The sequence below is a fragment of the Streptomyces sp. 150FB genome (genome assembly GCF_000818195.1).
Taxonomy (GTDB): domain Bacteria; phylum Actinomycetota; class Actinomycetes; order Streptomycetales; family Streptomycetaceae; genus Streptomyces.
Genome location: NZ_JTHL01000001.1, coordinates 4,287,732 through 4,301,221, shown reverse-complemented (window position 1 = coordinate 4,301,221; position 13,490 = coordinate 4,287,732). Strand labels below are relative to the sequence as shown.

The following is a 13,490-nucleotide window of genomic DNA, read 5'->3' as shown; positions in this document are numbered from 1 at the left end:
GCTCCCGGCCTCGACTGGCTCGACGGCCCGGCCCTCCTCGTCGACGGCGAGCGGCGTGGCGACCTCGGCCGCCGGGTGCTGAGCCTGGTGGAGGACGGCGACCCGGGACCGCTGCGGTCCTGGCTTGCGGCGGTGGGCGTACGCGCGGAGAAGCCCGTACGCCTGGTCTGAGGCGGCCCGTACGCCCGGTCTGAGGCGCCCCCGTGCGCGGCCCGCGCACGGGCCCCCGTGCCGCAGGCCCACGCATGCCGTTCCGGGGCCGCGCAAGACCGCCCTACGCAGAACCGGTGACACGTCGAACACCTGAACGTACCGCGCAAGCCGTCACCTCCCCGGCGCCCCTCCACCGCTGCCGCCAGCCAAAACCCCCTCCGACCGGCACATGTGCCCAGGGGCCTGGAACCTCCGAACCCCGCATCCCCCGCCCGCCCCAGGCGAATCGCGACGAACGGTGACCAGTCGCGTGCGTTATGTGATGTGCTGGGTGCCGGCCAGGAGGGGAGCACCATGGGGCCTGAGCACATCCGGCGGTGGGAATCGGGCGCCCTCGCCCACGCGGTCACCGATCCCTTCGGACAGGGGCCGTTGCCCTGGCTGCGCGGCAGTGAGAACTATTTCGACGACACCGGACACCTCGTCCCGTGGTACGCGGACCCCACGCTCGGCGTCGGCCGCGGCGGTCCCCGTACCGCTGACGACGTCCACCGGCAGATCAAGGGCTTCGCCTCCACCGACGCCGCCGCACCAGGCGAGTCCATCGACTTCCATGTCACGGTCGATCCGCCCCAGCAGTTCTCCGTGGACATCTACCGGATCGGCCACTACGGCGGCGAGGGCGCCCGCAAGCTGACCACCAGCCCCCGGCTCTCCGGCATCGTGCAGCCGGCCCCGCTCACCGCGGACCGTACGGTCTCCTGCCACCACTGGTGGCTGTCCTGGCGGCTCCAGATCCCGGCGCACTGGGCCGTCGGCGCGCATGTCGCCGTGCTCACCACCGTCGACGGATACCGCTCCCACATCCCCTTCACCATCCGCCACAGCGACCCCGCCGATCTGCTGCTCCTGCTGCCCGACATCACCTGGCAGGCGTACAACCTCTACCCGGAGGACGGCCACACCGGCGCCAGCCTGTACCACGCGTGGGACGACGAAGGCCGGCTGCTCGGCGAGGAGGACGCGGCGACGACGGTCTCGTTCGACCGGCCCTACGCCGGTGCCGGGCTGCCGCTGCACGTCGGGCACGCCTACGACTTCATCCGCTGGGCCGAGCGCTACGGCTACGACCTCGCGTACGCCGACACCCGCGACCTGCACGCGGGCCGCGTCGACCCCACCCGCTACCGGGGCCTGGTCTTCCCCGGCCATGACGAGTACTGGACGGCGCCCATGCGCCGTACGGTCGAGCTGGCGCGCGACACCGGCACCTCGCTCGTCTTCCTCTCCGCCAACACCATGTACTGGCAGGCCGAGTTGGGCCCCTCGCCGTCCGGTGTCCCGGATCGGCTGCTGACCTGCCGCAAGCGGCGCGGCCCCGGAAAGTCCGCGCTCTGGCGTGAGGTGGACAGACCGGAGCAGCAGCTCCTCGGCATCCAGTACGCGGGCCGGGTCCCCGAGCCGCACCCCCTCGTCGTACGGAACGTCAATCACTGGCTCTGGGAAGCCACCGGCGCCGGTGAAGGGGACGAGCTGGCGAATCTGGTCGCGGGGGAGGCGGACCGTTACTTCCCGCGTACGGCGCTGCCCGAACACCAGGACCGGATCCTGCTCGCGCACTCCCCGTACCGCGACAGCGAGAACGCCGTACGCCACCAGGAGACCTCGCTCTACCGCGCCCCGTCGGGCGCGCTGGTCTTCGCCTCCGGCACGTTCGCCTGGTCCCCGGCGCTCGACCGGCCGGGATACGTCGACACCCGCATCCAGCGCGCCACGGCGAATCTCCTCGACCGCATCTGCAAACGCGACTGACGCCCGACCGACGCGCGACTCTGACACTAGGCTCGAAAGAGTAGAGCGAAAGAGCAGAGGCGGACCGTACCCCTCCGCCTACCCCTCCACCCCGCCGACTTCCGGCATACGGGAGAATCGAGCCGATCTCAAAGATCGATCAGAACCACGGGGAGGAACCGTGTCCGGATTCGTCGAGAAGCCCGAGCCCCTTCAGGTGCCGGGTTTGGTACATCTGCACACCGGCAAGGTGCGCGATCTGTACCAGAACGAGGCGGGCGACCTCGTGATGGTCGCCAGCGACCGCATCTCCGTCTACGACTGGGTGGTCCCCAGCGACATCCCGGACAAGGGCCGGGTCCTCACCCAGCTCTCGCTCTGGTGGTTCGACGTCCTCGCCGACCTCGTGCCGAACCATGTGCTCTCCACCGACCTCCCCGACGGCGCCCCCGCCGACTGGGAGGGCCGCACCCTGATCTGCAAGCGGCTGCGGATGATCGATGTGGAGGCCGTCGCACGCGGCTATCTGACCGGCTCCGGGCTCCTGGAGTACAACGAACACCGCACCGTCTGCGGCCTGGCGCTCCCCGAGGGCCTCGTCAACGGCTCGGAGCTGCCGGCCCCGATCTTCACGCCCGCCACCAAGGCCGCGGTGGGCGAGCACGACGAGAACGTGTCGTACGAGGAGGTCGCCCGCCAGGTCGGCGCCGAGACCGCGGCGCTGCTGCGCCGTACGACGCTCGACGTGTACGGGCGGGCCCGTGACATCGCCCGCGACCGGGGCATCATCCTCGCCGACACCAAGTTCGAGTTCGGCTTCGACACCGACGGGGGACTGGTGATCGCCGACGAGGTGCTGACCCCCGACTCCTCGCGTTTCTGGCCGACGGCCACCTGGGAGCCGGGCCGGGACCAGCCTTCGTACGACAAGCAGTACGTACGCGACTGGCTGACCTCCCCGGCATCGGGCTGGGACCGCAAGAGCGAGCAACCGCCGCCACCGCTGCCGCCGGAGGTCATCGAGTCGACCCGGGCGAAGTACCTGGAGGCTTACGAGCTGCTCACCGGCCTGAGCTGGTCGTGAGTCGGTCCTGAGCCGGTCCTGAGCCGGTCGTGAGCCGGTAACGGCCCCGGCCGGCCACCGCGGCCCGCAACGCAAGAAGTCCCCGGCGCGAACGCGCCGGGGACTTCTTCACTCTGAGCGGACGACCAGGTTCGAACTGGCGACCTCAACCTTGGCAAGGTTGCGCTCTACCAACTGAGCTACGTCCGCATCGCATCGGCGTGGCCGGTGCGAGCACCACTATACCCAACCCCGCTCCCGTGCGAGCCGCACTGCCGTATGCCGGTTCTCCGCGCCGAGTTTGGTCATGGCCGACGACAGGTAGTTCCGTACGGTCCCCTGCGACAGCGAGGCGCGCTCGGCGATCTCCGAGACGGGCGCGCCGTACGCCGAGAGCTCCAGCACCTCCGCCTCCCGCGCGGTCAGCGGCGAGTCCCCCGCGGAGATCGCGTCGGCGGCCAACTCCGGGTCGACGAAACGGTTCCCCGCGTGCACGGTACGGATGATCTCGGCGAGCTGCCGCGCGCTGACCGTCTTGGGCGCGAAGCCGCGTACGCCCGCCGCCAGCGCCCGCTTCAGGTGTCCGGGGCGGCCGTGGCTGGTCACGATCATCGTGCGGCAGCCGGGCAGTTGGTCGCGGATGGATGTGGCGACTTTCACACCGTCCATACCGGGCATCTGGAGATCCAGTACGGCCACATCGGGGCGGTGCGCGAGCGCCATCGCCAGGGCCTCGGGGCCCGACGCCGCCTCGGCGACGACCAGCAGGTCGTCCTCAAGGGCGAGCAGCGCGGCGAACGCGCCCCGGATCAGGTGCTCGTCGTCGGCGAGCAGGATGCGTACGGGACCGCTGACGGCAGTCACGCCACCGCCTCGCTTCCAGCCCCAGCCGAAGACCCAAGTCCAGTCCCAGGCCCGGCACCGGCCTCCGCACCGGCCGACGCCGTGCTCGCCGCGTCTGCCGCCGGCAGCGGCACCCGCGCCGTCAGCCGGAATCGCGCGCCCCGCGTACGCCCCGCCTCCAGCGTGCCGCCCAGGACGGACAGCCGCTCCCGGAGCCCCGCGAGCCCCGACCCCCTGGTCGCGGACGCGGCGCCGGCCGCACCCTCCCGGGCCCCGTCGGCTGCGGGCACGCCGTCGTTCTCGACCACCAGCACCGCTTCCCCGCCCTCCGCCTCCGCCAGCCGTACGGTGCACCGCCGCGCGTCCCCGTGCCGCAGTACGTTCGTCGTCGCCTCGCGCACCACCCACGCGAGCGCCGACTGGACCTGCGGGCTCAGCCCGCCCCCGTCGTCGCCCTCGATCCGGCAGTCGATGCCCGCCGCAGCCAACACCCCTCGCGCGCCTTCCAGTTCGGTGTGCAGGTCCGCCTCGCGGTAGCCGCGTACGACGTCCCGTACCTCCCGCTGCGACTCCCGCGCGATCCGCTGCACCTCCACCATCTGGGCCATGGCCTCGGGCCGTCCGCGCTCGGCGAGCTGGACGGCCAGCTCGCTCTTCAGCGCGATCACCGCGAGATTGCGGCCCATGACGTCGTGCAGATCGCGGCCGAAGCGCAGCCGCTCCTCCGCCACCGCGAGCCGCGCCTGCAACGTGCGCGCCGCGTCCAGCTCCCAGACGGCGTCGAGCTGCCAGGCCGAGAAGTGGTACGTCAGGACACAGCCGACGCCGCCGCCGGCCACGCATCCCGTGGCGACGAAGAGGGAGTGCGGCAGGTCGGTCGGCGCCGCCGCGAGCGGGATGAGAACGCCCGTGCCGAGCGCCGCGTACCAGCGGAGTTCGGGCGGCAGCGTCAGTGAGATCGCCGCGGATCCGAAGCTCAGGAAGGCGAACACCATGATCAGGGCCGACCAGTCGCCGCTGAACTCGCCGGTCCGGTGGAGGACGACGGCGGCCAGGGCGCCCGCCGCCGAGAGGACGCCCACGGCCAGGGCAAGCCGCACGGGCCTCGGGCGCCCGCGCAGCCGCCAGTCGAGGGCCTTGGACTGGAGCACCGAGCACAGCACGCCGTGCACGATGACCGGCACCAGCAGCCACCGCTCGACCAGTCCCGCGGTCGGCAGCTTCATGAAGAGGATCACCAGCGAGATCTCCGCCACGGTGAAGAGATGGAGCGACCAGCGTGTGTACACCTCGACCTTGACCGCGTTGCTCTTCCGGTCCCACCAGCCGGTCAGCCTGGCCATGGCGCCGTCCTCCCATCCCCGTCGCGTTTCTCCGCCGTGCTTCTCCGGCGTGCTCCCCTGTCGCGCGTCTCAGCGGCGCGGTTCCCAGCGGAACCAGCGCCGTACGGCGAACGCTCCGATCAGGATCCAGACCAGCGCGTTCAGCGCCGCCCGCAGTAGTTCGTACCCTCCCACGCCACCCAGCCAGCCGGCCCGGACCAGTGTCATCATCCCGGTCGTCGGCAGCAGCCGGCAGATGTCGGCGATCCGGTCGGGAAGGACGTCGAGCGGGATGAACATGCCCGAGCCGACCGCCGAGATCAGGAACAGTGGCAGGGTGGTGATCTGCGCGCTCTCCGCGCTGCGGGTGAACGATGTGGTCGCCGCCGCCAGCGCCGTGAGCAGCACGATGCCCAACACCATGCCGAGGATCAGGATGTCAGGACGCCTGGGCGCGCTCAGCCCGAGGAAGCCCACCCCCGCCGCCACCATCACGGCGCTCTGGAGGAGCACCAGCGCGCCGGCCGGCAGCGCGGTGCCGATGAGGATCTCCCGGTCGGAGGCCTCGCCCACGCGCAGCCGCTTGAGCACCAGCGTCTCGCGCCTGGTGGTGAGGACGCCGACGAGGTTGGCGTAGACGACGAAGATCAGCGCCGTGCCGACACCGCCGGTCATCGCGGCTTCGACGGCGGTGAGGCCCGTCCCGCCGAGGTCGACCGAGCGGAGTGACATCTTGATCGCGCCGATCATCGCGAACGGCAGGAAGAGGGCGGAGAAGAGCGCGGCCCTGTTCCGCCTGAGCAGGGTGAACTCGGCCCGGCCCAGGGCCCCCAGCCGCCCCCTGGCCGTCGTGAGCGCGCCGCGCGCCGCGCCTCCGCCCGTACCCGTACCTGTGCCCGTACCCGTACCCGTACGTGTACGTGTACGCATCACCGCGTCCGCGCCCGTGTCCGTACTCATCACACCCCCACCATGCCCATGTCAGTGCCGATGCCCGCGTTCCGTGCCGCGATGTCGAGGAACGCCTCTTCGAGCGAGGCGGACCGCGCGTCCAGTTCCGCGAGTTCCACGCCCGACTCCTCTGCCCACCTGAGGAGTTCACCCAGATCGTGCTGCAACCGCCGGGTCCTGATCTCGATCCGCCGGCCTGCCTCGTCGCTGAAGGCGGCCCGCAGCGAGAGCGGCAGCCGCGCGGCCTCGACGCCGGGCGGCAGGACGAAGCGGATACGGGACGGCCGCGCCGCCGTCACCTCGGCGGGCGTCCCCTCCACCACGATCCGGCCCTGGTGCATGATCGCCAGCCGTTCGGCGAGGTTCTCGGCCTCCTCCAGGTGGTGCGTGGTGAGCAGTACGGTCGTACCTCCCGCGCGCAGCTCCCGGATCAACTCCCAGGTGTCGTGGCGCCCTTCGGCGTCGAGCCCGGTCGTCGGCTCGTCGAGGAAGAGCACCTCGGGGCGGCCGAGCAGCGCGAGCGCCAGGTCGAGCCGCCGCTTCTCGCCGCCGGAGAGCTGTTTGACCCGTACGCCGGCCCGCTCGCCGAGCCGCACCAGATCCAGCGCCTCGGCGACGGGACGGGCACCGCTGGTGCACCCGGCGCACATCCGTACGGTTTCCGCCACCGTCAACTCGGGCGGCAGGCCGCCCTCCTGGAGCATCACGCCCACCCGGTGGCGTACGGCGCCCCGTTCGCCGTACGGATCGTGCCCGAGGACCCGTACGGTTCCTCCGCTGGGCCTGGCCAGCCCTTCGAGCAGTTCGACGGTCGAGGTCTTACCCGCGCCGTTCGTCCCCAGCAGCGCGAACAACTCGCCCCGCCCCACGGAGAAGGAGATGCCCTTCACCGCCTCGAACTTCCCCGCGTAGCCGCGTCGTAGGTCTCGTGTCTCGATTACCGCAGTCATGTATCCAGGATTCGGCGCGACCGGGGCCCGGAGCAGTGCGTGGTGTCATCGGTGCTGCTGACAAATGTCATCGGTCCGGTTCATCCACCCACCCGTCGGCCCGCGCCCCTGACCGACAACGGACATACGAAGAAGCCCCCGATCAAAGATCAGGGGCTTCTTCACACTGAGCGGACGACCAGGTTCGAACTGGCGACCTCAACCTTGGCAAGGTTGCGCTCTACCAACTGAGCTACGTCCGCATCGCACCGAGCTGGCTGGTGCGACCACCACCCTACCCGACCACCGAGGTGGTCGGAGAGCGATGTGGAGCGGGTGACAGGAATTGCACACTGCGCCTCCCCCTTGGAAAGGGGGCGTTCTACTACTGAACTACACCCGCACGCTGCGTGGAGTTCGGCTTTTCGGCCTTGCCCCTCGGCGTGTTCCAAACTCTAGCCGATCAGCGGGGGTGGTGCGCAACTCGGGACGCCGCCGGGTCCCCCGGCCGGTCCCCCGAGTCGCCTCGCACCACCGCTCAGGCTCAACTCGCTTGGCTGAACGCCTCGTAGACCCGCTTGGGGATACGTCCCCTTGCCGGCACCTCCATCTTGTGCGACTGCGCCCAGGCGCGGACCGCCGCGGGATCGGGCGCCAGGGAGGTGTGGCTGTACGTTGTGCGCGTCTTGCCGTACTTGCCCGCGTTCGACTGCTTACGTCCGGCCGCCACGAAGGGCGCCAGACTCTTGCGCAGTTTCTTGGCATTGGCCGGGCTGAGATCGATCTCGTACGTCTTACCGTCCACGCCGAACGTGACCGTTTCCGCCGCTTCTCCGCCATCGATGTCGTCGGAGAGCGTGACCACTACGCGCTGCGCCACGGATATCGGTCCTTTCTTGCGGTACCGCCTGGCAGGAGACGTGCGGGAAACACGGCTGACGTGCGGCGATACCGGCCTTCCGGCTGTTAAGGGGCAATGCAGTTTTCCGCTGTATTCCTTTGTACAGCGGAAGACCTCGCATTGTGAAGCCCACGCAATTACCTCAGCGTGTCCGACAGCAATCGTAGCCGTCCAATTTTCGCCAGGATTTTCTGCCCGGGTGCCGCCGCCGATATCGCCCCGCGATCGCCCCACGAGGGATGACCTGCGCGCGATCCGCGCGCGACCCGCGTGGATCAGCCGATCGGGTGTGCGGTTCGTGTGCGAGGAAGTGCCGAGCGGAGTGTGACCGAGTTGCGACAGATGTATCTATGCGCGTAGATTTTATGGACAGGTACGCTGATGACCTCGGGGGGTCGAGGGGGATTCCCTTGAAGAAACAGCCGCACCACACCACCGGGAGTGCCAGTGGCACGCGTCGTAGTCGACGTCATGCTCAAGCCGGAGATTCTTGACCCGCAGGGCCAGGCGGTGCAGCGCGCACTGCCACGCCTGGGCTTCGAAGGGATCGCCGACGTCCGCCAGGGAAAGCGCTTCGAGCTCGAAGTGGCGGGGCCCGTCGACGACGCCGCCCTCGCCCGTATCCACGAGATGGCGGAGACCTTTCTCGCGAACACCGTCATCGAGGACTTCGTCGTGAAGGTCGACCCCGCCGAGGGGACCGGGACGGCCGACAGCGCCGTGACCGCCGTCACCGCCGCCGAGGGGTCGAAGTGACCGCTCGGATCGGAGTCGTCACTTTTCCGGGAACGCTCGACGACCAGGACGCCCTGCGGGCCGCCAGGCTCGCCGGGGCTGAGCCCGTACAGCTCTGGCACCGTGACAAAGACCTCAAGCAGGTGGACGCCGTCGTACTGGCCGGCGGTTTCAGTTACGGCGATTATCTGCGGGCCGGAGCCATCTCCCGGTTCTCGCCGGTGATGGAAACGATCATCGAGCAGGCGAAGGCCGGGATGCCCGTTCTCGGGATCTGCAACGGTTTCCAGATCCTGACCGAGTCGCATCTGCTGCCCGGCGCGATGCTGCGCAACAACCATCTGCACTTCATCTGCCGCGATCAGAAACTGCGGGTGGAGCGCGCGGACACCGCCTGGACCACCGATTATTCGGCCGGCCAGGAAATCTCCGTACCGCTCAAGAACATCGACGGCAGGTACGTGGCCGACGAGCGCGTTCTCGACGAGCTGGAGGCCGAGGGCCGGATCGCGTTCCGGTATCTCGACGGCAACCCCAACGGATCGCTGCGCGACATCGCCGGCGTCTCGAACGCGGCGGGCAACGTCGTGGGGCTCATGCCGCACCCCGAACACGCCGTGGAGCCGCTGATCGGTACGGGCCGTACCGACGGTCTCGGATTCTTCACCTCGATCCTGAAGAAGCTGGTAGCCGCCTCATGACTCTGGACACCGTCAAGCACGCGGGCGGTACGCCCGACATCGAGCTGCCCTGGAAGGAACTCGGCCTCAGGGAGGACGAGTACGCCAGGATCCGCGAGATCCTCGGCCGCCGCCCGACCGGTGCCGAGCTGGCCATGTACTCCGTCATGTGGTCGGAGCACTGCTCGTACAAGAGCAGCAAGGTGCACCTGAGGCAGTTCGGCGAGAAGGTCCCCGCCAACGACGCGATGCTCGTCGGCATCGGCGAGAACGCCGGTGTCGTGGACATCGGCCAGGGGTACGCGGTCACCTTCAAGGTCGAGTCGCACAACCACCCCTCGTACGTCGAGCCCTACCAGGGCGCCGCCACCGGTATCGGCGGCATCGTGCGCGACATCATCGCGATGGGCGCGCGCCCCGTCGCGGTCGTGGACCCGCTGAGGATGGGCGCCGCCGACCACCCCGACACGCGGCGCGTGCTGCCGGGCGTGGTCGCCGGCATCGGCGGGTACGGCAACTGCCTCGGCCTGCCGAACATCGGCGGCGAGCTGGTCTTCGACGCCTGCTATCAGGGAAACCCGCTGGTCAACGCTGGTGCCATCGGTGTGATGCGGCACGAGGACATCCACCTCGCCAAGGCGAGCGGCCCCGGCAACAAGGTCATCCTGTACGGCGCCCGCACCGGCGGCGACGGCATCGGCGGCGCCTCGATCCTGGCGTCCGAGACCTTCGACGACGCGAAGCCGTCGAAGCGCCCCGCCGTCCAGGTCGGCGACCCGTTCCAGGAGAAGCTGCTCATCGAGTGCACCCTTGAGGTCTTCGCCGAGAAGCTGGTCACCGGCATCTCGGACCTCGGCGCCGCCGGCCTCTCCTGCGCGACGAGCGAGCTGGCGTCCAACGGATCCGGCGGTATGCGGGTCGAGTTGGACGACGTACCGCTGCGCGACTCCACGCTCTCGCCCGAGGAGATCCTCATGAGCGAGTCGCAGGAGCGCATGTGCGCGATCGTCGAGCCGGCCAAGGTCGCCCGCTTCATGGAGATCTGCGAGAAGTGGGACGTCATCGCCACCGTCGTCGGTGAGGTGACCGACGGCGACCGGCTGGAGATCTTCTGGCACGGCGAGAAGATCGTCGACGTCGACCCGCGTACGGTCGCGCACGACGGCCCGGTGTACGAACGCCCGTACGCCCGCCCGGCGTGGCAGGACGCGCTCCAGGCCGACGACGCCAACAAGCTGGCGCGGCCCGGGAGTTCGGCGGAGCTGCGGGAGCAGGTCCTCCGGCTGGTCGCCTCGCCGAACCAGGCGTCGAAGGCGTGGGTGACGGACCAGTACGACCGGTTCGTGCAGGGCAACACCGTCCTCGCGGGGCCCGAGGACTCGGGCATGATCCGCGTCAGCGAGGAGACCGGCCTCGGGGTGGCGCTCTCGACGGACGGCAACGGCCGCTTCGCCAAGCTCGACCCGTACACGGGTGCGCAGTTGGCGCTGGCGGAGTCGTACCGCAACGTCGCTGCCTCCGGCGCCAGGCCGCTCGCCGTCTCCGACTGCCTGAACTTCGGTTCGCCCGAGGACCCGGACGTCATGTGGCAGTTCGCCGAGGCCGTACGCGGTCTCGCCGACGGCTGCCTCCAGCTCGGCACCCCGGTGACCGGCGGCAATGTGTCGCTCTACAACCAGACGGGCGAGGCGGCGATCCACCCGACGCCGGTCGTCGCCGTCCTCGGAGTGATCGACGACGTGGCACGCCGGACGCCGATCGCCTTCAAGGAGGAGGGCCAACTCCTCTACCTGCTGGGCGAGACGCACGAGGAGTTCGGCGGGTCGGCCTGGTCGCAGGTCGTCCACGACCACCTCGGCGGGCTGCCGCCCAAGGTCGACCTGGGCCGCGAGAAGCTGCTCGGCGACATCCTGATCTCGGCGTCACGGGACGGGATGATCGACGCGGCCCACGACCTCAGCGACGGCGGCCTGATCCAGGCCGTCACCGAGTCCTGCCTGCGCGGCGGACAGGGCGCGCGGCTGGTCGTGCCGGACGAACTCGACGCGTTCACCTTCCTGTTCAGCGAATCGGCGGGCCGCGCGGTGGTCGCCGTACCGCGCAGCGAGGAGCTCCGCTTCACCGACATGTGCGGGGCGCGCGGGCTGCCGGTGACCAGGATCGGTGTGGTCGACGGCGAAGAGGTCGAGGTGCAGGGCGAGTTCAGCATCCCGCTGGGCGAACTCCGTACGGCACACGAGTCCACGATCCCCGGGCTGCTCGTCTGATCCGGGGCCTCTCGTGATTGTCTTGGGCCCGCACGCGTCCCGTCGTGCGGACAGGTTTGAACGAGGGGAGCCCTCATGTCTTACGAGTACAAGGTCGTCACCTTCAGGGAGTCGCTCATCGGCGACTCGCTGGACAGCGGCAAGCTGGAGAAGACGCTCAACAAGCACGCCGAGGAAGGCTGGGCCCTCAAGGCGATCACCGCCGCCGACGTCAAGGGCCGGATCGGTCCCGGCGCCGTCGAGGGTCTGCTGCTGACGCTGGAGCGTCCTCGTCAGGCCTGACGCGATGTGACGACACGACGTGATGTGACGTGACCACCGAGCCCCTGTCCGGTACGCACCGGACGGGGGCTCGGTCGTTCGCGGGGCTAGCAGCGGTCGTCTAGGCGGAGCGCGTGGGCGCGGCATGGCCCCCGAGCAGGCCGAGGACACCGTCGACGGCCAGCGTGAACGGCTCGACCGAGCCGGCGGCGCGGGCCAGTACGTAGCCCCCCTGCACCACGGCGACCAGCGTGGACGCGGTGGCCACCGGGTCCAGCCCGGGGTCCAGCTCGCCGTTCGCGCACCCCTCCGCCAGCAGGTCGGCGAGCCGGCCGCGCAGCCGGCTGAAGGTCGCCTCGACGGGCAGCCGCAGCTCCGGATCGGCCATGACGTCCGGGTCCTGGGTGAGCCGGCCGACCGGGCACCCCCTGAGGACCTCACGCTCCCGCCGCAGATGGGCGGTGATCCGCTCGACGACGGTGCCGGGAGCGGTGAACTCGCTCTCGGCCCGGTCGCGCATCTCCTCGGCGGTACGGCTGATCGCGGCCAGCGCGAGATCGGGCTTGCCGTCGAAGTGGTGGTACATGCTGCCCTGGCCCACGCCGGAGCGCTGCTGGATGGCCTTGGGGCTGGTGCCGACGTACCCGCGCTCCCACAGCAGCTCGCGGGTGCTCTCGATAAGACGTTCAGACGTACTCACGTACGTATCTTACCTTCTGTACCTACTAGTACGCACAGCGTGTCGGCCGGACCGGAGAGCGGGTGAGCCGTGGCCGCCGGTTAGCCTCACGTCCATGCCACCGGCCAAGAAACGTCTCCGCAGCTACGACCCCGCCAAGACCCGTACCGCCGTCCTGGCGCAGTTCGGACACGTACGGGAGGCGGTCGGGACGCTGACGGCGGAGCAGCTCGACGGGCCCTCGGGGCTCGGCGACTGGACCGTCCGCGAACTGTCGGCGCATCTGGCGATGGCCGTCGGAGCCGTGGCCCACGCGCTGGAACAGCCCGAACCGCAGGCCGGTCCCGTGCTCGCCCTGCTGGACTGGCCGTTCGCGACGGCCGCGCACTCGGAAGCGATCTCCGAGGACATCCGGGTCATCGCTGCGACCGTGGTCGGCGCCCCGGCAGAGGAGCTGTTCGACCGGATCGCCGAGCAGATCGAGGCGCTGCTGCCGGGCGCGCCCGACGACCGCCTGCTGGAGACCCGGACCGGCACGATGCGCCTGTCGGACTACCTGATCACCCGCACGGTGGAACTCGTCGCCCACACGGACGACCTGAACCGTGCGACCGGCCTGTCCATCCCGTACGACCGCCAGGCACTGGCGACCTGTACGCGGCTGCTCGCCGACACGCTCGCCGTGAAGGCTCCCGGGGCGTCGACGGAGGTACGTGTCCCACCGCACGCGGTGGTCCAGTGCGTCGAGGGCCCCCGGCACACGCGAGGCACCCCGCCCAATGTCGTGGAGACGGATCCGCTCACCTGGATCCGGCTCGCCACCGGCCGTACGACCTGGCGCGAGGCGCTGGAAGCGGCGCAGGTCAGCGCCAGCGGAGAGCGCGCCGACCTGTCGGATCTGCTGCCGCTGATGGG

Annotated in this window: 13 protein-coding genes and 3 tRNA genes; 7 read left to right on the top strand and 9 right to left on the bottom strand. The window is 70.1% G+C overall.

Annotated elements, in window-relative coordinates; all coding sequences use genetic code 11:
• Positions 1–507: 507 nt before the first annotated feature.
• Both QR77_RS18325 and QR77_RS18320 read left to right on the top strand, forming a co-directional pair.
• On the top strand, positions 508–1,965 hold the full coding sequence (locus QR77_RS18325) for a N,N-dimethylformamidase beta subunit family domain-containing protein (protein ID WP_040022981.1): 1,458 nt from the start codon (positions 508–510) through the stop codon (positions 1,963–1,965).
• 160 nt (positions 1,966–2,125) lie between these two features.
• Entirely contained in the window at positions 2,126–3,028 is a 903-nt protein-coding gene (locus QR77_RS18320) for a phosphoribosylaminoimidazolesuccinocarboxamide synthase (RefSeq protein ID WP_040022980.1), read from the top strand.
• 116 nt (positions 3,029–3,144) lie between these two features.
• Here QR77_RS18320 and QR77_RS18315 read toward each other — a convergent pair.
• From QR77_RS18315 to QR77_RS18280, 8 genes are all read right to left on the bottom strand, one after another.
• Positions 3,145–3,217, bottom strand: a tRNA-Gly gene (locus tag QR77_RS18315).
• Between the two features lie 30 nt (positions 3,218–3,247).
• On the bottom strand, positions 3,248–3,871 hold the full coding sequence (locus tag QR77_RS18310; protein ID WP_040022979.1) for a response regulator transcription factor: 624 nt from the start codon (positions 3,869–3,871) through the stop codon (positions 3,248–3,250).
• Positions 3,868–5,193, bottom strand: coding sequence for a histidine kinase (locus QR77_RS18305; protein ID WP_063798042.1), 1,326 nt, complete (start codon positions 5,191–5,193; stop codon positions 3,868–3,870). Before QR77_RS18305 ends, QR77_RS18310 begins: the two co-directional genes overlap by 4 nt.
• Positions 5,194–5,262: 69 nt before the next feature.
• Positions 5,263–6,132 (bottom strand): ABC transporter permease, encoded by an 870-nt coding sequence (locus tag QR77_RS18300; protein ID WP_236710723.1) that lies wholly within the window; start codon positions 6,130–6,132, stop codon positions 5,263–5,265.
• On the bottom strand, positions 6,132–7,073 hold the full coding sequence (locus QR77_RS18295) for an ABC transporter ATP-binding protein (protein ID WP_040022978.1): 942 nt from the start codon (positions 7,071–7,073) through the stop codon (positions 6,132–6,134). Before QR77_RS18295 ends, QR77_RS18300 begins: the two co-directional genes overlap by 1 nt.
• A 169-nt stretch (positions 7,074–7,242) precedes the next feature.
• Positions 7,243–7,315 (bottom strand) — tRNA-Gly (locus QR77_RS18290).
• A 65-nt stretch (positions 7,316–7,380) separates the two neighbouring features.
• A tRNA-Gly gene (locus tag QR77_RS18285) sits at positions 7,381–7,455 on the bottom strand.
• A gap of 141 nt (positions 7,456–7,596) precedes the next feature.
• Positions 7,597–7,932 (bottom strand): Lsr2 family protein, encoded by a 336-nt coding sequence (locus tag QR77_RS18280; protein WP_078876844.1) that lies wholly within the window; start codon positions 7,930–7,932, stop codon positions 7,597–7,599.
• A 468-nt stretch (positions 7,933–8,400) separates the two neighbouring features.
• On the opposite strand from QR77_RS18280, the gene purS reads away from it, so the two are divergent.
• The 4 genes from purS (at position 8,401) to QR77_RS18260 (ending at position 11,917) form a co-directional block, all read left to right on the top strand.
• Positions 8,401–8,709: a phosphoribosylformylglycinamidine synthase subunit PurS gene (gene purS / locus QR77_RS18275; protein WP_040022976.1), complete on the top strand. Its 309-nt coding sequence runs from the start codon at positions 8,401–8,403 to the stop codon at positions 8,707–8,709.
• Positions 8,706–9,389 carry a phosphoribosylformylglycinamidine synthase subunit PurQ gene (purQ, locus tag QR77_RS18270; protein WP_040022975.1) on the top strand — a complete coding sequence of 228 codons (684 nt, stop codon included), beginning with the start codon at positions 8,706–8,708 and terminating at the stop codon, positions 9,387–9,389. The genes purS and purQ overlap by 4 nt, the downstream gene beginning before the upstream one ends.
• Positions 9,386–11,635 carry a phosphoribosylformylglycinamidine synthase subunit PurL gene (gene purL, locus QR77_RS18265; RefSeq protein ID WP_040022974.1) on the top strand — a complete coding sequence of 750 codons (2,250 nt, stop codon included), beginning with the start codon at positions 9,386–9,388 and terminating at the stop codon, positions 11,633–11,635. The genes purQ and purL overlap by 4 nt, the downstream gene beginning before the upstream one ends.
• A gap of 75 nt (positions 11,636–11,710) precedes the next feature.
• Positions 11,711–11,917: a DUF4177 domain-containing protein gene (locus tag QR77_RS18260; protein ID WP_040022973.1), complete on the top strand. Its 207-nt coding sequence runs from the start codon at positions 11,711–11,713 to the stop codon at positions 11,915–11,917.
• Between the two features lie 100 nt (positions 11,918–12,017).
• Here the strand turns inward: QR77_RS18260 and QR77_RS18255 are convergent, their stop codons facing one another.
• Positions 12,018–12,596 (bottom strand): TetR/AcrR family transcriptional regulator, encoded by a 579-nt coding sequence (locus QR77_RS18255; RefSeq protein ID WP_040022972.1) that lies wholly within the window; start codon positions 12,594–12,596, stop codon positions 12,018–12,020.
• A gap of 94 nt (positions 12,597–12,690) precedes the next feature.
• Between QR77_RS18255 and QR77_RS18250 the strand changes: the two genes are divergently transcribed.
• Positions 12,691–13,490 (top strand): maleylpyruvate isomerase family mycothiol-dependent enzyme (locus tag QR77_RS18250; protein WP_040028204.1); only part of this gene is annotated, 800 nt, incomplete at its 3' end.